General features: G+C 67.4%; 21 protein-coding genes and 1 tRNA gene. 18 read left to right on the top strand and 4 right to left on the bottom strand.

The features are described 5' to 3' along the window. The first annotated feature begins 15 nt into the window (after positions 1 to 15). From E0L93_RS00880 to E0L93_RS00815, 14 genes are all read left to right on the top strand, one after another. On the top strand, positions 16 to 648 hold the full coding sequence (locus E0L93_RS00880) for a tetratricopeptide repeat protein (protein WP_132687302.1): 633 nt from the start codon (positions 16 to 18) through the stop codon (positions 646 to 648). Next, positions 648 to 1,046 carry an STAS domain-containing protein gene (locus E0L93_RS00875; protein ID WP_132687301.1) on the top strand — a complete coding sequence of 133 codons (399 nt, stop codon included), beginning with the start codon at positions 648 to 650 and terminating at the stop codon, positions 1,044 to 1,046. The genes E0L93_RS00880 and E0L93_RS00875 overlap by 1 nt, the downstream gene beginning before the upstream one ends. Positions 1,047 to 1,122: 76 nt before the next feature. Further along, positions 1,123 to 1,371 (top strand): Sec-independent protein translocase subunit TatA/TatB, encoded by a 249-nt coding sequence (locus E0L93_RS00870; protein ID WP_207890251.1) that lies wholly within the window; start codon positions 1,123 to 1,125, stop codon positions 1,369 to 1,371. Between the two features lie 64 nt (positions 1,372 to 1,435). Then, a complete protein-coding gene (tatC, locus tag E0L93_RS00865) occupies positions 1,436 to 2,176 on the top strand; it encodes a twin-arginine translocase subunit TatC (protein WP_207890250.1) in 741 nt (246 codons plus the stop codon). Positions 2,177 to 2,372: 196 nt separating this feature from the next. Beyond that, on the top strand, positions 2,373 to 3,287 hold the full coding sequence (locus tag E0L93_RS00860; RefSeq protein ID WP_132687296.1) for a decaprenyl-phosphate phosphoribosyltransferase: 915 nt from the start codon (positions 2,373 to 2,375) through the stop codon (positions 3,285 to 3,287). Continuing rightward, on the top strand, positions 3,274 to 4,242 hold the full coding sequence (locus E0L93_RS00855; protein WP_132687295.1) for a lysylphosphatidylglycerol synthase transmembrane domain-containing protein: 969 nt from the start codon (positions 3,274 to 3,276) through the stop codon (positions 4,240 to 4,242). The genes E0L93_RS00860 and E0L93_RS00855 overlap by 14 nt, the downstream gene beginning before the upstream one ends. A gap of 43 nt (positions 4,243 to 4,285) precedes the next feature. Beyond that, a complete protein-coding gene (locus tag E0L93_RS00850; protein ID WP_132687293.1) occupies positions 4,286 to 6,391 on the top strand; it encodes a DNA topoisomerase I in 2,106 nt (701 codons plus the stop codon). Positions 6,392 to 6,531: 140 nt separating this feature from the next. After that, positions 6,532 to 7,299, top strand: coding sequence for a gamma-glutamyl-gamma-aminobutyrate hydrolase family protein (locus tag E0L93_RS00845; RefSeq protein ID WP_207890249.1), 768 nt, complete (start codon positions 6,532 to 6,534; stop codon positions 7,297 to 7,299). Between the two features lie 27 nt (positions 7,300 to 7,326). Next, positions 7,327 to 7,914, top strand: coding sequence for a dTMP kinase (tmk, locus tag E0L93_RS00840; protein ID WP_165874069.1), 588 nt, complete (start codon positions 7,327 to 7,329; stop codon positions 7,912 to 7,914). Continuing rightward, on the top strand, positions 7,911 to 8,987 hold the full coding sequence (locus tag E0L93_RS15625; RefSeq protein WP_165874068.1) for a DNA polymerase III subunit: 1,077 nt from the start codon (positions 7,911 to 7,913) through the stop codon (positions 8,985 to 8,987). The genes tmk and E0L93_RS15625 overlap by 4 nt, the downstream gene beginning before the upstream one ends. Continuing rightward, positions 8,981 to 9,823: a regulatory iron-sulfur-containing complex subunit RicT gene (gene ricT, locus E0L93_RS00830; RefSeq protein ID WP_165874067.1), complete on the top strand. Its 843-nt coding sequence runs from the start codon at positions 8,981 to 8,983 to the stop codon at positions 9,821 to 9,823. Before E0L93_RS15625 ends, ricT begins: the two co-directional genes overlap by 7 nt. Positions 9,824 to 9,826: 3 nt before the next feature. After that, entirely contained in the window at positions 9,827 to 10,786 is a 960-nt protein-coding gene (locus E0L93_RS00825) for a P1 family peptidase (RefSeq protein ID WP_207890248.1), read from the top strand. A 37-nt stretch (positions 10,787 to 10,823) separates the two neighbouring features. Then, on the top strand, positions 10,824 to 11,483 hold the full coding sequence (locus tag E0L93_RS00820) for an SOS response-associated peptidase (RefSeq protein ID WP_132687288.1): 660 nt from the start codon (positions 10,824 to 10,826) through the stop codon (positions 11,481 to 11,483). Next, positions 11,480 to 11,665, top strand: a complete 186-nt coding sequence (locus E0L93_RS00815) for a hypothetical protein (RefSeq protein WP_132687287.1) — start codon at positions 11,480 to 11,482, stop codon at positions 11,663 to 11,665. Before E0L93_RS00820 ends, E0L93_RS00815 begins: the two co-directional genes overlap by 4 nt. Positions 11,666 to 11,684: 19 nt before the next feature. Here the strand turns inward: E0L93_RS00815 and E0L93_RS00810 are convergent, their stop codons facing one another. The 4 genes from E0L93_RS00810 to E0L93_RS00795 form a co-directional block, all read right to left on the bottom strand. Next, positions 11,685 to 12,614, bottom strand: coding sequence for a glycine betaine ABC transporter substrate-binding protein (locus E0L93_RS00810; protein WP_132687285.1), 930 nt, complete (start codon positions 12,612 to 12,614; stop codon positions 11,685 to 11,687). A 122-nt stretch (positions 12,615 to 12,736) separates the two neighbouring features. After that, positions 12,737 to 13,798 (bottom strand): NAD(P)-dependent alcohol dehydrogenase, encoded by a 1,062-nt coding sequence (locus E0L93_RS00805; protein ID WP_132687283.1) that lies wholly within the window; start codon positions 13,796 to 13,798, stop codon positions 12,737 to 12,739. Next, the gene (locus E0L93_RS00800; protein ID WP_132687281.1) at positions 13,795 to 14,487 is read right to left on the bottom strand and encodes an iron-sulfur cluster assembly protein; all 693 of its coding nucleotides are present in this window, start codon (positions 14,485 to 14,487) and stop codon (positions 13,795 to 13,797) included. The genes E0L93_RS00805 and E0L93_RS00800 overlap by 4 nt, the downstream gene beginning before the upstream one ends. Further along, complete coding sequence (locus tag E0L93_RS00795; protein ID WP_132687279.1) at positions 14,484 to 15,527, bottom strand: amidohydrolase family protein; 1,044 nt, start codon at positions 15,525 to 15,527, stop codon at positions 14,484 to 14,486. The genes E0L93_RS00800 and E0L93_RS00795 overlap by 4 nt, the downstream gene beginning before the upstream one ends. Before the next feature lie 264 nt (positions 15,528 to 15,791). On the opposite strand from E0L93_RS00795, the gene E0L93_RS00790 reads away from it, so the two are divergent. From E0L93_RS00790 to E0L93_RS00775, 4 genes are all read left to right on the top strand, one after another. Continuing rightward, on the top strand, positions 15,792 to 16,580 hold the full coding sequence (locus E0L93_RS00790; protein ID WP_132687277.1) for an IclR family transcriptional regulator: 789 nt from the start codon (positions 15,792 to 15,794) through the stop codon (positions 16,578 to 16,580). A 21-nt stretch (positions 16,581 to 16,601) separates the two neighbouring features. Further along, complete coding sequence (locus E0L93_RS00785) at positions 16,602 to 17,744, top strand: glycerol dehydrogenase (protein WP_132687276.1); 1,143 nt, start codon at positions 16,602 to 16,604, stop codon at positions 17,742 to 17,744. 55 nt (positions 17,745 to 17,799) lie between these two features. Continuing rightward, the gene (locus E0L93_RS00780) at positions 17,800 to 18,219 is read left to right on the top strand and encodes a VOC family protein (RefSeq protein WP_132687274.1); all 420 of its coding nucleotides are present in this window, start codon (positions 17,800 to 17,802) and stop codon (positions 18,217 to 18,219) included. Positions 18,220 to 18,316: 97 nt separating this feature from the next. After that, a tRNA-Thr gene (locus tag E0L93_RS00775) sits at positions 18,317 to 18,389 on the top strand. Positions 18,390 to 18,629 lie beyond the last annotated feature (240 nt).

The following is an 18,629-nucleotide window of genomic DNA, read 5'->3' as shown; positions in this document are numbered from 1 at the left end:
GGTTTTCTTCGTGCCATGATGATAGATCGCCGCAGGGTGAGCTTCTGGACGAGGCTCATAGCCATCGGGCTGGCCGTGGTCTTCGTCGGCTCCTTCGTGGTGATGGGGATCGGCAGCACCTTCCCGGCCTACAACATCTTCGAGCTCTTCGGCGGCGGCTCGCCCCAGCAGCAGGAGACCGCAGGGCCCACGCCGCAGGAGCAGATCGAGCAGACCCGGTCCCAGCTGCAGGAGAATCCCGAGAATCCCGAGCTTATCAAGCGCCTGGCCTTCCTCTACATCCAGACGGGAGATCTGGACCAGGCCGTGGCCACGCTGGAGGAGGGGCGCGAGGTGGCTCCCGACGACCCGGACATCCCTCTGATCCTGGGCCAGGTCTACCAGCAGCAGGCCGCGAACAACCCGGACCGGGCCGACGAGCTCAACCGGCGGGCGGGCGACGCCTACGCGGCCGCTGCCGAGATGGAGCCCGGGAACGCCCAGGCTCACCTGGCGGCGGGCGACGCCTACAGCGCCGCGGGCGAGGAGAGCCGGGCGATCGAGCACTGGAACAGGTATCTGGAGCTCGAACCCGAGGGCGAGCAGGCCGAGCAGATACGGCAGCAGATCTCCGACCTGCTGCGCTCCGGCGGGGAGGGCCGGCCCTGATGGGCCTCGCGGGGCCCGGCGGGGGCGAGAGCTACCGGGGCGTTTCGGAGTTCGCCGCGCTCGTTACCGAGGTTCGCGGCGTGCCGGTGGTGACCGTCACGGGAGAGATAGACCTGAGTTCGGCTCCGAGGCTCCGGACCGCGATCATTGAGGCCACGCCTCCGGCGGATGCGCCGGTAAGGTGCGTGGTGGTGGACCTCACGCGGGTCGAGTTCATAGATTCCAGCGGCCTGGGCGTGCTGATCGGGCGCTACCGGGAGCTCAAGGCGGCCGGGATGGAGCTGCGCATCGTGCTGCGGGACGGCGGTCCGGCCGCACGCATCATAAGGATGACGGGGCTGGAGAGCACGCTGGACGTCTACGGAACCAAGGAAGAGGCGGTCGCGGAGGGCTGCTGAGATGATCCGGAGCCCGGCCCCGGACCGTAGGATATAATCATGAAGGTCGTGCAGAGATCGCGTCAGGAGGATTCCAGTGCCGTTCGTGGGTAATATCGGGGGACCTGAGCTACTGATTCTGCTGGTCATCATCCTCCTTCTCTTCGGGGCCCGGCGCATCCCGGAGCTCGCCCGCGGGCTCGGAAGCGGCGTGCGGGAGTTCAAGAAGTCTTCTTCCGGCGCCTACGACGAGTCGGACGAGGAGAAGGAGCGGCGGGAGCTGAACGAGCGCCAGGAGGTCGGCTCCGAGGAAGAGGAGCGCGCCCGCACCGAGCGGAACCTGTAAGCCTCACCGCCAGATGGCCGGCCGTCTGAGACTGCCTTCGGCTTCGCGCGACGACGAAGCGCGAATGACGATAGTCGAGCACCTGGACGAGCTGCGGTCCAGGATCATCCGGGTCGGGATCGCGTTCGTCGCGGTGGTCGTTGTGGCCTGGTTCTTCAGGGTGCCGGTCTTCAACTGGCTGCTGGCTCCCGCGGAGCGTCTCGGCGGCCAGCTGAACTTCACCGGCGTCACGGGCGCCATCATGACCGACATCAAGATCACGCTCTACGTTGGGCTGATGCTGACGCTGCCGTGGGCGCTGTACCAGGCGTGGGCCTTCGTGGTCCCGGCGGTGGGCGAGGTGGGCCGCGCCTTTACCTACACGCTGGTGACCCTGGCCTCCCTGCTCTTTCTGGCCGGGGCGGCCTTCGCCTACTACTTCGTCCTGCCGTTCGCGATGAATTTCCTGATCGGGTGGGGCGGAGACCGCTTTCAGCCGATAATCACGGGGGACGCCTACCTCTCCTTCGTCATGCGTTTCCTGCTGGCCTTCGGGATAGCCTTCGAGGTTCCGGCTGCCACCTACGTGGGCGCGAAGCTCGGTCTTATAACCGCCCCGACGCTCCGCAGGTTCCGCCGCCACGCCATAATAGTTAACGCCGTGGTGGCCGCGGTGCTCACCCCGGCGGAGCCGTTCAGCATGATCATGATGATGATCCCGCTCACCCTGCTCTACGAGGTGAGCATCCTGATCGCCCGGTACGTGAACCCGGTGACCGAGGGGCCGCTGCCGGAGCGCTTCCCCGGCGACGAAGAGCGGGCCTAAAGACCCGCCGGCCGCCGCGTCCCTCCGCCGCCCGGATGCAGCGCCACGCTATGACCTCCGGCTCCTCGATGCGCCGACGGCGCCGGTCGCCCGGTGCGTCATCCCGACGGCTCTGCCTTCTCCGGCGGGACGCCCCGGATCTGTCCGGAGGCCTCGATGTCGCGGCTCAGACGGAGATTTTATTCGAGGGGGTGAGATGCCGCCCCGGTTTGTGGTAAAACTCCCGCTCATGGAGGCCGGTCATCCACGGAGCCCGCTACGCGCATACCTGAAGCTGGCGCGTCCCAAACAGTGGACCAAGAACGGGTTCGTGCTCGCCGGGGTCATCTTCGCCGAGCAGGCGCTGCAGCTCTCCTCGCTGCTGGCGGCGCTGCTGGCGTTCGCGGCGTTCTGCGCGCTCTCGGGCGCCGTCTATGCCGCCAACGACGCGCTGGACGTGGAGGAGGACCGCAAGCATCCCCGCAAGCGCCACCGCCCCGTGGCCAGTGGCGAGATCTCCGTGCGGGCCGCCCTTGCCTACGCCGGGCTGCTGGCGGCCGGGGGTCTGGCCCTCGGGTTCTCCGTGAGCTGGGGTGTGGGGGCGGCCGGTGGTGCGTACCTCCTCTTGCAGGTCGCCTACGCTCTCTGGCTCAAGCACTTCGCGATCCTGGACGTCATGGCCATAGCCTTCGGGTTCGTGCTGCGGGCACTGGCGGGCGCGGCGGCGGTGATGGCCCCGATCTCGCCGTGGCTCATCGCCTGCACGGGCCTGCTGGCGCTCTTCCTGGGCTTCTCCAAGCGCCGCTACGAGCTGGCCTCGCTCGGAGAGGGGGCGCAGAGCACGCGCAGGAACCTCGCCGACTACTCGGTCCCCATGCTGGACGAGATGATGACGGTGGTGCTGGCGGCCACGATCATGGCCTACTCGCTCTACACGTTCTTCGCTTACGAGGGCGTGTGGATGATGGTCAGCATCCCGTTCGTGATCTACGGCGTCTTCCGCTACATGCTGCTGGTACACCGGGACGGAGGGGACAACCCGGACGTGCTGCTCCTGAAGGACAGGCCTCTGCAGGTGACGCTCCTGCTCTGGCTGGCGGTGGTGATGGTGATCCTGTATGTCGTCCGGTAGCGGCGTCCTGGAGAGCCTGCGCCGGAATTTCCTGCTGGCGCTCGCACTGGGGGCGGGGGTCTACCTCGTTCTGGCAGTCCTCTCCGGCGTGGACGAGCTCCGGAGCGCACTGGCCGCCCTCGACTGGGGGCTTATACCGCTCATCCTGGGGCTCGTGACCCTCTCGTACCTCGTGCGCTACGCGCGCTGGCGCTACTACCTGCGCATGCTGAAGGTCCCCGCTCCCGACCGCAGGGTGGATCTCGCCATCTTCGCCGCCGGGCTCTCGATGACGATCTCGCCCGGCAAGCTCGGGGAGGTGCTCAAGAGCGTCTTCCTGCGGCAGACGGTGGGAGCTCCCGTGGCCCGCACCGCCCCGGCCGTCTTCGCCGAGCGGGCGACGGACGGGACGGGCATGATCGCCTGGGGTCTAATGGGCGCTCTGGCGTTCCAGTTCGGTCCGGGACTCCTGCTCGCCTTCGCGGGCCTCACCGCGGCCGGCGTGGCCGTGCTGCGCTCGCGGCGGCTCTCGCTGGCGGCGGAGCGCCTCTTGAGGAACCTGCCGCTCTTGAGGCGGCTCGCCCCGCACGTGGGTGAGTTTCACGGCTCCTCGAACCGGCTCCTGGCCCCGGCCCCGCTGGCCGTGGCCTCGTTCATCTCCTTCGCGGGGTGGGGCTTTGAGATCCTGGCCGTCTATCTGTGCGCGGTGGCGCTGGGGCTCCAGATCCCGTTTCTGGAGATGACATTCATCTTCGCGGTGGCCTCCATCGCCGGGTCGCTGAGCATGCTGCCCGGGGGGCTGGGAGCTGCGGAGGCCGGCATAGCCGGCCTCCTGCACACCATCTCCGGGCTGGCGGCCGGCGTCGCGGGTGCCCTGACGCTCATCATCCGGCTCGTGACCCTGTGGTTCGCCGTCCTGCTCGGTGTGTTGGGGCTCTGCGCTCTGCGGATCTGGGTCGGGCAGAAAAACTCGTGAAAGGCATGGCCGGATCGTCCAATGTGTTATAAAGTTTAACAATATGCGACTAATTATTAGTGAGAAGGCGAACACGGCGAAGAAGATCGCCGGTTTCCTAGCCGAGGGCGAGGTCAGGGAGGGCAAATACCGCAGCATACCCCACCACACCTTTGAGTGGAGGGGGGATGAGTGCGTGTCGGTCGGGCTCAAGGGGCATGTGCTGACGCTGGAGTTCCCGGAGGAGTACTCCAACTGGCAGAAGGTGGAGCCTGCCGAGCTGATAGACGCCGAGGTCCGCAAGACGGTTACCGAGAAAGGTGTGGCGCAGGCGATCAAGTCGCTGGCCAAGAAGGCCGATGAGGTCATCATCGCCACCGACTACGACCGGGAGGGCGAGCTCATCGGGGTGGATGCGCTTTCACTGGCGTTTGAGGCCAACCCGAAGCTGATGGACCACGTCAAGCGCGCCCGTTTCTCGGCGCTGACCAGGGGCGAGGTCACGCGGGCGTTCGACGAGCTCGCCGAGGTCTCCCGGGAGCTTGCGGCCGCGGGCGAGGCGCGGCAGGACATAGACCTCATCTGGGGAGCGACCCTCACCCGGTGGGTCTCGCGGGCGACCAGGCGGTACGGAAGCTCCTTCCTCTCCGTGGGGAGGGTGCAGTCGCCGACGCTGGTTCTGATCGCCGAGCGGGAGCTGGAGCGCCGGCGCTTCAGGCCCGAGCCCTACTGGGAGGTAGAGGCGGGCCTGCGCGCCGGCGAGGTGTTCACGGCCCGCCATGCTGCGGGGCGGTTCAAGGAGAAGGATCGGGCCGAGGCCGCGCTTAAGAACCTGGCCGCCACCGCGCGGGTGGTGGAGGTCCGGGAGCGGTCCAGCAAGCGCCAGCCGCCCACCCCCTTCTCCACGACGGCGTTTCTGGCCGCTGCGGCGAACATCGGGGTAAGCCCTTCGCGGGCGGCGCGGATAGCCGAGGATCTGTACATGGACGGCTACATCTCGTACCCGAGAACCGACAACACCGTCTATCCCGAGTCGCTGGACCTGCGGGAGGTGCTCGGGAACCTGACGCGCGTGGAGGGTGTGGGAGAGTATGCCGGGCGGCTGCTCAAGGCGAAGAGGCTCTCGCCCACGCGGGGCAAGAGGCAGACCACAGACCACCCGCCGATCTACCCCACGGGTTCGGCCTTGAGGAAGGCGCTCCGGGACGACCAGTGGAAGATCTACGAGCTCGTGGTGCGGCGCTTTCTGGCTACTCTGTCCGGTCCGGCGGAGACTAAGCGCACCACGGTCAAGCTGGAGAGCGGCGGGGAGCCGCTGAGCGCCGGCGGGACGGTGGTCGTGGAGCCGGGGTTTCTGGCCGTCTACCCGTACGGGCGCAAGCCGGACGAGGAGCTGCCGCGCCTCAGCGAGGGGCAGGAGCTCGAGGTGGTGGAGTCCCGCCTGCTGGACAAGGAGACGCAGCCGCCGGGCCGGTACGGCCAGGGCCGGCTCATCCAGCTCATGGAGGATCTGGGGCTCGGGACGAAGGCCACGCGGCCCGCGATCATCCAGAACCTCTACGACCGGGGGTACGTGCACGGCGACCCGCTCGTGCCGACCGAGACCGGGATGGCGGTGGCGAAGGCGCTTAAGGACTACGCCTCGGAGATCGCCACGCACGAGATGACCGCCCGGCTGGAGAAGAGCATGGATGACATCTCTGAGGGGAAGGTCAGCAAGGACTCCGTGGTAGACGATTCGCGGGAGATCCTGCGGCGGGTCTACAAGCATCTGGAGGGCTCCAAGGAGGCGTTCGCCGGCATCGTCTGGAGCGGCATCCGGGAGGACCAGGTCCTGGGGCCCTGCCCGCAGTGCGGCAAGAACCTGGTGATCCGGCGCAACCGCAAGAGCGGCAAGCGTTTCGCCGGGTGCGAGGGGTATCCCGAGTGCCGGGTGACCTTCTCGCTGCCGCCCCGGGGCGATATCATTCCGTTGGGGCGGCGGTGCGAGGCGTGCGGCGCGCCGGAGATAAAGGTAATCGGCGGCCGCCGGCCCTGGATAACCTGCATAAACCTGGACTGTCCCAAGCGGCAGGAGCGTAAGGACGGTAAGCGGGAGGAGGCTGGAGAACCATCGGGTCCCTCGAAGCGGAGAGATCTGGAGAGGTCCACAACGTCGAAGAGCGGATAGAGCTCGAGCTCCTGAGCGAGGCGCCGGGGGAGCATTCCGCGCCCGGCGGGACGCGCTGGGCCGGCTACGGGATCATGCTGGCCATCTCCCTCCTCAGTTGTTACGCGGCCATATTCTGAGCTGGAGGAGCTGAGCGAGAGTTGACGCCCGTTATAGGTGTGACGGCTACGCTGAAGGTGGACCGGGAGGCCGTGGGCACGGGCCCCACGAACGGGTTCGCCCGGACCGACATGGACTACGTGCACGGGGTCGCGAGGGCCGGCGGCATCCCGATGGTCCTGCCGCCCGTGGTAGACGAGGCGGTCATCGAGGAGATGGCTTCCAGGCTGGACGGCATAGTCCTCGGCGGGGGCAGCGACATAGACCCCGCCCACTACGGCGAGGAGCCGGTGGTGGAGATAGAGACCATCATCCCCGAGCGGGACTTCTTCGAGCTGGCGCTGATGGATAGGGCGCTGGAGCTTGGCATCCCGGTCTTCGGCATCTGCCGGGGAATGCAGCTCATAAACGTCAAGCTGGGCGGTACGCTGTATCAGGACATCGCCACCCAGTACGAAGGGGCGTATCTCCGGCACCAGCAGACGGCCCCGCGCTGGCACCCCACGCACTCCGTACGCGTGGAGGAGGGCTCTGTGCTCGCGGGCGTCACGGGGGCCGGCAGGGTGCCGGTGAACTCGTACCACCATCAGGCCATCAAGGATCTGGCCGCCGGGTTGCGGGTGGTGGCCCGGTCTTCGGACGGCGTGATAGAGGCCGTTGAGACCGGGGGGATGTCTGCGCACTGGATCCTCGGGGTGCAGTGGCATGCGGAGGCTATGCACGCCCGCCACGAGCGACAGCTCGGGCTCTTCCGGGCTCTGGTCGAGGCCGCCGAAGAGCGCAGGAAGAGGCGGCGGCCCGCCGCCTAGCAGTTGGCAGCTTCCCGGGGAATCTTCGTGACCGTCGAGGGGCTGGACTTCTCCGGCAAGTCCACCCTGGTAGGGAACCTCAAGAGGCTGCTGCCGGAGTTTCACTTCACCCGGGAGCCCGGCGGGAGTCCGGCGGCGGAGCGCATCCGGGAGCTACTGCTCGACCCGGAGCTGGAGATGGACTCCCTCACGGAAGCGTACCTGTACGCTGCGGCACGCGCCGACCATACCCGGCGGGACATAATCCCGCACCTTCGCTCGGGGCGGGGTGTGATCTGCGAGCGCTACCTGGACTCCAGCCTCGCCTACCAGGGGTACGGCCGGGGTCTGGGGGTCGAGCTCGTGCGGCGGCTCAACGGCTTCGCCGTCGGGGATCTGCGGCCGGACGTCACTTTCTACCTGAAGCTCTCCGCCGCCGCGCGCGCCCGGCGTACGCGGCGGCGGCTGGACCGGCTGGAGGCGGGAGGAAGCGAGTTCATGCGGCGTGTGGAGGCCGGGTTCGAGGAGCTGGTGAAGCGGGAGCCGGACCGCTTCCGGGTGTTGGACGCGGAGCGGCCGCCGGAGGAGCTGGCCGCGCTGGTGCACCGGGAGATATCGGGGCTGAGGAGGGGTTGAGCGTCTTCGGGGACATAGTGGGGCACCGGGATATCATCCGCTCGCTGGAGAGCTCACTGGCGGGCGGGGGTCTCTCCCACGCCTACCTCTTCCACGGTCCGGAAGGCGTCGGGAAGCGCACCGTGGCCCGGCGGTTCGCGGCGGTTCTGGTCTCGAAGGGAGAGCCGTCCCGCCGGGCGCTCGCGGGGCTGCACCCGGACGTCGTCGAGGTGGAGCCGGAAGGGGCGTTCACCACCATCGGGCAGGCGCGGGAGGTGGTGCGGCTCGCGGCGAGCAGGCCCCTGGAAGGAGTGCGGCGGGTCTTCATCCTGCGGGCGGACACCCTCAACGTCCAGGCCGCCAACGCGCTCCTGAAAACCCTGGAGCAGCCGGAGGGCGAATCCGTCTTCCTCCTGCTCGCAATCTCGCGCGAGAGCGTGCTGGAGACGATCGCCTCGCGGGCGCGCTCGCTGCGCTTCAGCCCGGTCCCGGTACCGGAGGTGGAGGAGTTGCTCAAGCGGCGCGGCGTCGAGCGGGCCGGATTGTGGGCCGCTTTGGGGCGGGGGAGCGTGGGGCTTGCTTTGCGGTACGCCGAGGAGCCCGGGTTCCGGGAGATGCGGGAGGCGGTCTTCGAGGCCGGGCTGAGCTTCCCGGAGGACTTCGAGGGGCTGCACGAGGCAGTGGAGCGGATCGCCGCGCGCGCCGAGGAGGTCGGGGCGGCGGAGGAGGCCGCGTTTCTGGCGCGCGCCGGGGAATGGGAGGAGAGCGGCCGCCGGGTGAAGGAGGGCGCGCGGAGGGCGCGGCGCGCGGGCCGGGACCGGGCGGCAGCTGAGGCGCTGGAGCTCCTGGCGCTGGTGTACCGGGATCTGGCCGCGGTGGCCGCCGGGGTGCCGGAGCTGATCGCCAACACCGACCGGCGGGAGGAGCTGGAGCAGGCGGTGGAGCGCTATCCGGGCGCGGACTGGGCCGGGGCTGCGCGGGTTGCGGCGGAGTGCCGGGGGCAGTTAACGTATAATGTGACGTTAGAGGCTGTTCTGGAGGTGGCGCTATTACGGATACTGCGACAGACGCGCGCATCCTCCCCCGCTTGGTAGACATCCGGATTCCGGGCCAGCGGGTGCCGAGGCTCTTCGACGCCCGCGACCTAAAGCTGTGGGTCGGGTACAAGGCGGTGGTCGAGGTGGACGGGTCCGAGTACATCGGGCAGGTCACCTCCGTCCCGCGGCGCCGGGAGCCCCACACGAAGCCGCTGCGCGTCGTGCGCATAGCGACCGAGGAGGACTTCCGGCTGGAGCGGGAGCTGCGGGAGTACGGGCGCGAGATCCGCAAGGAGGCTCAGAAGCTCGTCCGCGACTACCAGATCCGGGGCGTGGAGTTCATCGGGTGCGACGTCTCGCTGGACCGCTCGCACGCCGAGGTCAAGTACGCGGCCGAGAGCCGGGTGGACCTGAGCCAGATCATCCGGCGCCTCAGGGAGACCTTCAACCTCCGGGTGACGCTCAAGCAGTTCTCGTTCATCGAGCGCTCCGGGTGCGCCAGCGGGTGCGACACCTGCGGGCTGCCGCTCTGCTGCAGCATCTGGAGCGGGTGCCGCAGCCAGCCAGTGGGGGTCAGGCACGCCAAGCAGCAGGGCATCACGCCGAGCGACAAGATCTACGGCGTCTGCGGCGAGGTCAAGTGCTGCATGCGCTACGAGCACGAGGTCTACAAGGAGTTCAAGGAGCGCGCCCCGTTCAAGAACTCGACCGTCACCTACCAGGGGCAGGAGGGGCAGGTCGTGGATTACGCCGTGGTGCAGGACGCGGTCTTCGTGCAGTTTGGCGAGAAGCGCTCCGACCGGCAGCTCATCCCGCTAGACCGGCTGGCGCGTGAGAACCCCGGAGTGCAGCCCGCCGACCGGGAGGACCGGGAAGAGCCGGAAGGAGAGTAGCCCGTGGCCCTGGACAACCTCTGCGCCGTGCCCGGCGTGCGGGTGGGACACGCGGGCGACCCGGAGGGCCTGACGGGCTGCACGGCCGTGATCTTCGACGTGCCCGCCGTCAGCGGGGCGGATATCGCACGCGGTGCGGCCACGGGCACGCGGGAGTCGGCGCTGCTGGACCCCCTCAACCGCATCGAGGAGGTGCACGGCATCTTGCTCACCGGGGGCAGCGCCTTCGGGCTCGCCGCCGCGGACGGCGTGATGCGCTATCTGGAGGAGCGGGGCCGGGGCGTGGACGTCGGCGTCGCCCGCGTCCCGATAGTGCCCGCGGCCGTGATCTTCGACCTCGGCATCGGCTCTCCCCGCGCCCGTCCCGACGCCGGGATGGGCTACGAGGCCGCATCTTCCGCCCGGAGATACGACTTCGCGCAGGGGAACGCGGGAGCCGGCACGGGAGCCACCGTGGGCAAGATGCTCGGTCCCGAGCGGGCGATGAAGGGCGGGGTGGGGAGCGCGGCGGTGCGGCTGGAGGACGGGCTCGTGGTGGCAGCGCTCGTCGTGGTCAACGCGCTGGGCGACGTGCGGGAGCCTGGATCGGGCGAGATCCTGGCCGGTCCGCGCCGGGAGGACGGCTCGCTCGCGGACAGCGTGGAGCTGCTCGCTCGGGCGGCGGGGCGCATCCGGGCGGCCGAGAACACGACCATCGGGGTCGTGGCGACGAACGCCCGGCTCACCAAGGCACAGGCCAACAAGGTGGCCCAGATGGCGCAGAGCGGGGTCTCGCGCGCCGTATATCCGGCCCACACCACCTACGACGGGGACGCCATCTTCGCCGCTGCCACGGGCGAGGTGGAGGCGCTCACCGACGTGGTCGGAGCCCGGGCGGCCCAGGTGGTGCAGGAGTCCATACTGCGCGCCGTGCGGGCGGCGGAGAGCGCGGCCGGGATTCCGGGCCTCGCCTCAAAAGGGTAGTGGAGAACGGGGCGGACTCTGGTATAACTGAGCCACCATGTGTGGCCGGTACACTTTGGCGACGGAGCGGGAGACCCTGGCGCGGGCCTTCGGGGTGAGCGGCGTCCCGGAGCTTCCGCCCCGGTACAACATCGCGCCGACCCAGAGCGTGCCCGCCGTGCGGCTCGCCGGCGGCGAGCGCCGGATGGAGCTGCTGCGGTGGGGCCTCATCCCGTTCTGGGCGAAGGACCCCGAGATCGGCTACCGCATGATCAACGCCCGCGCCGAGACCGTAGCCGAGAAGCCCGCCTACCGGGAGGCTTTCAGGCGGCGGCGGTGCCTGATGGTCGCGGACGGCTTCTACGAGTGGAAGAAGCTCAACGGCGGCAAGCAGCCGTACTACTTCCGGCTGCGGAGCGGCGAGCCCTTCGCTTTCGCCGGGCTCTGGGAGCGGTGGGAGGGACCGGACGGTCCCGTGGAGTCGTGCGCGCTTATCACTACCGGGCCGAACGCCGTGGTGGGCGAGGTTCACGACCGGATGCCGGTCATCCTGGAGCCTGAGGACTACGGGGTGTGGCTGGAGGCGGAAGACCCGGATCTTTTGCGGTCGCTGCTGCGGCCGTACTCCGGGGACGGGCTGGTGGCTTACCCGGTCGGCAGGCGCGTCAACAACCCCCGCAACGACGAGCCCTCCGTGATCGAGCCTCTGGAAGCATGAAGAGCAGGCCGCCGGACAGAGAGGGCATGCGCCGCCGGGTGGATGAAGCGCTCCGGAAGCACGAGCGGGGAGAGGAGCTCTCGGAGCGCGAGCTCCGGATCGTGCAGATGACGCTCTACCGCGGCGGCAGCGTGGCCGCCAACCAGGGCCTGCTGCAGAGGATCCGGCGGGGCCGGGCCTAAGCGCCCCGCCGGGTAGCTCTCACTCTATGAAGCCGTTCTCCCGCAGCCAGTCCTCGGCGACGGTCTCGGGCAGTTCGCCCTCCACGTCTATCCTGGCGTTCAGGTCCTGCAGCGTCTCGGTGGTGAGCGCCTCGGAGATGGGGGCGAAGATCTCCTCTATCGCCGGGTGCTCCTGCAGCGCCTCCTGCCGCACGTTCAGCGAGGGGTTGTAGACGGGGAAGAAGTTCCGGTCGTCCTCGATGATCGTGAGGCCGAGCGCCGCGATGCGCCCGTCGGTCGCGAGGACCTCGCCGAAGTTGCAGGGGTTGCCCCGGTCGACGGCCTGGTAGATCTGGCCCTCGTCCATCCGGGTGATCGCCTGCTCCGGCCACTCGAAACCGTAGGCCTGCTCGACTCCGGGCAGCCCGTCGTCGCGGGTGGCGAACTCGGTCCCTATGCAGAGGCTGGCCGCCTGGGGGTCTTCCTGGATCAGGCGTCCGAAGTCCGAGACCTTCTCGACGCCCAGCTCTTCGGCGGCCTCGCTGCGCACGGCGAAGGCGTAGGTGCTGTTGGCCGGTGCGGGCGGGAGCCACCGGATGCCGTTCTCTTCCAGGTCGCGCTCGGCCACCGCCTCGTACTGCTCCTCGGGAGTGTCCGGCGGCTCGGTCTCGCCCAGGTGGACGGTCCAGCCCGTCCCCGTGTACTCCCAGTACATGTCTATCTCGCCGATGAGCAGCGCCTCGCGCACCGCGACCGAGCCCGTTATGCCGGTCTGATCTGCTACCTCGGCCCCGGCGTTCTCGAGCGCCAGGATCGTGATCTGGCCCAGCAGGAGCTGTTCGGTAAACTCCTTCGACCCGACGGCGAGCCGGACTTCCGAGAGCTCCCCGCTCCCGGCGGTTCCGCATGCCGGGGCCAGCAGTATCAGTGCGGCCGCAGCCACGAGGGCTCGAACTCCGCTTCCGGACAAATCCCTCCCTTCCAGAGAGCCCGCTCCGGCAACAAGTATACATTTTCGGGCTCCGGACGAGTCCCGGGGGATCAAAAGAGCCGGGGAGCGCGAAACCCCCCGGCTCTCGGGAGGAGCGTTTCTCAGGCCGCTTCCTGGGGGATCAGGATCCCGCGGCCCTGGAGGTTGCCCGAGTTAAGGTCCTGGATGGCATCGTTCACAGCATCCAGCGGGTAGGTCGAGGTGTGCAGCGTCACCAGCCCGCGCGCCGTCAGGTTCATCAGCTCGGCCAGGTCGTTGTAGGTGCCGACCAGGTTCCCCACGACGGAGCGCTCGGTCGAGATTATATCTATGGTCGGCACCTCCACCGTGCCCCCGTAGCCGATGACGTAGTGAGATCCGCCCTGGCGCGTCATCTTCCAGGCGTCGTCCTCCGCTCCCCGCTCACCCACGTAGTCGAAGACGACCTCGGCTCCCTTGCCGTCGGTCATCTCCAGCACCGTGTCCACGTATCCGGGCTCGACCTTCACCGTCTCATCCGCTCCGAGCTCTCTGGCCAGCTCCAGCGCCTTCTCGTTGGGATCTACGACGATGATCTCCGCCGGGGTGAGGGCTTTGAGGCACTGGATGCCGATGTGCCCGAGTCCCCCGGCTCCGATAACCACGGCCTTCGTCCCCGCGTAGAGGTGGGGGACGCTCTTCCTTACGGCGTGGTAGGCGGTCAGGCCCGCATCGGCCAGAGCCGCGATGTCTTTCGGTTTCAGGATCGGGTCCAGCTTCACCACCGCCCGGGCGTTGGTCTTCAGAAGCTCGGCGAATCCTCCGTCGCGCGAGATGCCCGGGAACTCCCCGTTCTCGCAGTGCATGTCGTCTCCGGCCCGGCACGCCCGGCACAGCCCGCAGGTCATCAGCGGGTGCAGGATCACGGTGTCCCCGGGCGCCACGTGCGTTACGCCGGAGCCCACCTCCTCCACCCAGCCGGCGTTCTCGTGGCCTAAAATGTAGGGCAGCAGGGTGCCCTCGGGGTCCTGGATGGGCTGCCACTGCCCCTCGATGATGTGTATGTCGGTGCGGCAGAGCCCCGCGGCCCCGACCCGCACGATGACGTCGAAGGGGCCTTCGATCTTCGGCTCCTCCACCTCTTCCACCCTAAGGCTGTCCGAGGGGATGCTCGCGTCGTACCGGTGCAAACGCGCCGCTTTCACAGCAGTGCTTCCTCCTTTCCTGCTAGGCCGTAGCGGGTTCTCAGGAGCCCCCGGCACAGGGACGCGTTGCCCTCGATGCTGACGCGCGTCATGCGGGCGAAGCGCAGGTGCGCCACCACGGCCTCCTCGGGGACTCTGTTGCCTTCGGGGTCCACTACCAGCGGGGATTCGGGCGAGACGTCGAGACCTAGCTCCGCCCGCCGCTCGAGGTATTTCTGCGCGGTCTCACTCTCCGGCAGGTCCCCTACGCGCAGCGCGGCCAGGTCCTCCGGCGAGTGTCCCTCGCGCATAAGCTCCCTGAAGAGCCGCTCCCCGCGCGCGACGAACGCCTTGCGCCGGAAGAGCTCGCGCAGCTCGTCCAGCTCGCCGTCCGCAAGACCGGTGAAGGTCTCTTCAAAGTCGCTGTTTCGGGCTATTCCGGCGTTGATCTCTTCTGATGTGAAGTGATCCTCCAGCCGCACCCGCGCCTCCCGGACGCCCGGTACGGAGAGCGCGGCCGCCTTCGCGTCCGCCGCCATCAGGTAGGCGAAGTTGGGAGCGCAGAAGTAGGTCGGCAGCCGGAGCCGCACCTCCACCTCGTCGCCGGAGATCTCCACGCCCGCGACGAACCTCAGGTCCGTGATCGGTTCGTCCAGCTCGGGGTCCCGGACGCCCGAGAGGGCGTCCAGAACCTTCTCGCGTTCGATCATCTCTCGGTGGCCGGCTTCTCTTCGACGTCGAAGCCGGTGCCCTGGTCGGCGGTGATGAGCTGCAGCTCCTCGGGCACCTCGATGTCGTAGAGCCTGGCGGCGTTGAGGCCGAGGATCTTGCGCTTTATGTCCGGCGTGACCTCGGCGTAGTCGTCGAACTCCGCGTCTCCGGGGTACTCAAAGTCCACGAACATCTCCACGATCCACTTCGGGTGCCACAGCGCATAGTCGCTGGCGAAGAGCAGCCGGTCCTCCCCGAGCCAGTACAAAAGCTCGCCGAGAACTTGAGCGAAGTAGCGCGGCTTAGCGTAGATGAAGGGCATGGCCACCGCCAGCCCGCCGTAGACGTTGGGCTCCTGCGTGCCGATCCAGCAGAAATCCTCCAGCCGCGGCAGCCCCACGTGCTCGACGATGAAGTTGAGCTCGGGGTACATCGAGGCCACCCGATCTACATCCGCCACGTCGAACGAATCCCTATTGAGGGGCCAGATCGTCGGCCCTTTATGGACGTGGATGTTCTTTATGCCGAGCTCCGCACACTTCTCCAGATGCTTGAGCGACCAGTAGTCATCGAGCTTCCAGCCCTTGGAGTCTTCGTGCCACTCGGCGGTGTAGAGCTTGACGCCCTGCCAGCCCTGCTCCCGAGCCTGCCTCTCGAAGTTCTCCAGCCCCGCCTCGCCGAGCCGGGGCTCGAAGGAGCCGTTGACGATGAACTTGTCCGGGTGCCGCTCCTTGAGGATGGAGTTGCGCTCGGCGGTGTTGAAGCCGTTGTGGTAGAAGTCCGAGAGATAGGTGGACTGGAAGATCGCCACGTCCACATACCCGACCTCGAAGAGGTCGTGCATCATCTCCTCTGCGGAGTACTTGCGGTACTTCTCAAAGGGCCATATGTACTCTTCGGGAGAGAGGTTCTTGTGGTAGTCGTAGAAGCACTTTATGAACCCCTCGCCGTACTTGTTCGCCGTGTTCTCCGGGCTGGCGTCCCAGTAGTGGACGTGCCCGTCGACCACGAAGTACTTCTCGCCGTCTTTCTCGTACAACCTGTGTCCTTTCCCTGTCCTGCCCGGAATGCCTCTTTGTTTGCTGCCCGAAGCCTCTTCCCGCTATATTCACCCCCTTTTGTATCTCCTTCCCGAAGACCTCCCTATGACTGAAAAAAATTATATCCGGCACTACCTGATCGGGAGGCTAAAAGCAGAAACTTTTACAACAATATAGGAAAAACGTTCCTCTTGCCGTTCTCGGGCCGTATAACATGATAGGTGAGGCTGCTCTGGGCATTCGTATCGAGAGGGGCAGGGGCGATGATGGAGGAGAGCGTTCGGCGGGATCTGGCGCGGACCGGTGGGGACCGGCGGAGCAAGTTCAGGAGCGCCCGGCGGGTGTTCAGGGCGCTGGAGATCATCAGCGAGCGGGAGGGGGTCACGGCCCGGCAGCTCGCCGGGGAGCTGGGTGTGAGCCTCTCCAACTGCTACTACATACTGAATGTGCTGCTGGAGGGGGGATACATAGAGCGGGCCGGGGCCCGCCGGGGATACCGTCTGGGCCCCAAGATCCCGCTGCTGTACGAGAGGGCCTTCCCGCGGGCGGATATCTCCGGTGTTGAGTTGGTGGTGCGCGAGCTTGCAGAGCGCTCGATGCGGCACGCGTATCTGGGGATACTCGCCGACGGCGCCGTTACGGTGGCTCACCTGGAGACACCGCCCAGGAGCCCGCCGGTGGGGATAGTCCAGGGCTTCCACGGGGCCTCGCACGCGCTGGCGCTCGGCAAGGTTCTCATCGCCGGGGCCGGCCGGGAGGCGCTGACGGAGTACCTGGCCGAGTATCCTCTTGAGGCCTTTACGCCGCGCACCATAGTAGAACCGAAGCGGCTGGAGGAGCACCTGAGGCGGGTGAGGGAGATCGGTTTCGCAACGGACATCGAGGAGTTCTCGGAGAACCTCTGCTGCGTGGCGGCCCCCATAGAGCTGGAGGACGGATCGGTGGCCGGGGCCATCGGGGTCTCGACCTCCGCCCGGCGCTTCGTGGAGGAGGCCGGGGCCCTGCGGGATCTGGTGCGGTGGGCCGCGGGAGAGGCCGCTCGTCGCCTTTAGGAGCCTGAGAGAGGAGGCTGTATGAGATCTGAAGGGGAACCCCTGGCTGCGGTCTTCGCCGCGCCCGGGAAGTACGTTCAGGGACGGGGCGTCATGGGCAGGTTGGAGGAGGTGCTGGGCCGGCTCGGCTGTGAAAAGCCTCTGATCCTGAGCGATCCCGTCGTGCCGGAGATCCTGGGCGGTGCGCTGGACGGCGTATCCGGTGCAACACACGTCGAGTTCCGGGGCGAGTGTTCCCCGGAAGAGATAGAGCGCGTCTCGCAGATCGCCTCGGAGGGCGGGGCCGATGCGATCGTGGGCGTGGGAGGCGGGAAGACCATGGACACGGCCAAGGCGGTGGCCAACCCGGCGGGGCTCTCGCTCGTCATAGTGCCCACCATAGCCTCGACCGACGCTCCCACGAGCGCCCTCTCGGTCGTCTACGAGGAGGACGGGACCTTCAAGGAGTACCGCTTCTTCGAACGCAATCCCGACGCGGTACTGGTGGACACGGAGGTCATAGCCCGGGCTCCGGTCCGCTTTCTGGTCGCCGGCATCGGGGACGGGCTCGCCACGCACTTCGAGGCCGAGGCCTCCGCCCGCACCCGCAGGCAGGCCATGGCCGGTGGGGCTCCGACGCTGGCCGCCCTCACCCTCGCCCGGCTCTGCTACGACACCCTGCTGGAGCACGGCGTTGCGGCCCGGCTCGCGGTAGAGCGGGATGCAGTCACCCCGGCGGTGGAGAAGGTGGTGGAGGCCAACACGCTGCTCTCGGGCCTCGGATTCGAATCCGGGGGGCTCGCCGCGGCGCACTCGATCCACAACGGGCTCACGGTTCTGGAAGAGACGCACCACTACTGGCACGGCGAGAAGGTGGCATTCGGGGTCGTCTCGATGCTCATGCTCGAGGAGCGGCCCGCGGAGGTGATCGAAGAGGTTGTGGACTTCTGCCTGGAAGTGGGGCTCCCGGTAGCATTAGAGGATATCGGGCTTGAGGGCATCGACCGGGAGGATCTGAAGCGGGTCGCCGAGGCCGCGTGTGCCGAAGGTGAGACCATCCACAACGAGCCCTTCGAGGTCTATCCCGAGATGGTCGTGGACGCCATGCTGGCCGCCGATGCTTTTGGGCGCCGCCGGCGCGCCGAACTGAAAGGGGAGGCCAACCTGCCCCAGGTAGCGCGGTAAGAGCAGGGCTGTATCATTCTGAGACCGTGGAGAAAGAGCTACAGAGGAGGTAAGGTTGACCCCCAGATACATACACACCTGTTACCGGATCCTGGATCCCGAACGCAGCAAGGAGTTCTACGTAGACAAGCTGGGGATGAAGCTGGTCGGGGAGATGCACTTCTCCGACGCCACCAACTACTTCTTCGCCATGGAGAAGAGCCCCGAGGAGCCTATGCTGGAGCTGACCCACAACCACGGCCGGACGGAACCGTACGAGGTGGGTGACGGCTACTCCCACATCGCCTTCATCGTGGACGATCTCGAAGGGACCGTGGCCCGGCTCAAGGAGCAAGGCGTGGAGGTCACCCTGGAGCCCAAGACCATGACCGTCGAAGGGCACGACTACAGAATCGCCTTCGTCGCCGATCCCGACGGCTACCGGGTCGAGCTTATCGAGCGCGGGACCATGAAGGTGGGGGACATCTACCAGTAGCCGCAAACGCCCTATGGGGGCCGCAGTCCGGCCCCCATAGGGTATTTCGGGTTAGAAACGCGGCCCGTTCTGCGGTATACTCTGCCCCCGAATCCGGGCCGACGTAGCTCAGTTGGTAGAGCAGCTCACTCGTAATGAGCAGGTCAGCGGTTCGAGTCCGCTCGTCGGCTCTTTATTTTTCCCACGATTTGCAGGTAAAACGCGAAAGAGCAAAAGGCCCCGGAGCCGAACCGGGGCTCTTTTGATACCACTCTGATACCACCGGGAGCTAGTCGCGGAGGATGTCTCCTATTGCCTCGGCGGTGCGCTTCGCGGACGACTCGTAAGAAACCGTCCGAAAAGTGGTCTTGAGGCAGTGACTCGGTACCCTACCGAGCATGATGAGAAGAGCATACCAGACCGATCTGTCC

It is taken from the genome of Rubrobacter taiwanensis (genome assembly GCF_004337705.1).
GTDB lineage: Bacteria > Actinomycetota > Rubrobacteria > Rubrobacterales > Rubrobacteraceae > Rubrobacter_C > Rubrobacter_C taiwanensis.
This window is presented reverse-complemented; position numbering and strand designations above follow the sequence as displayed.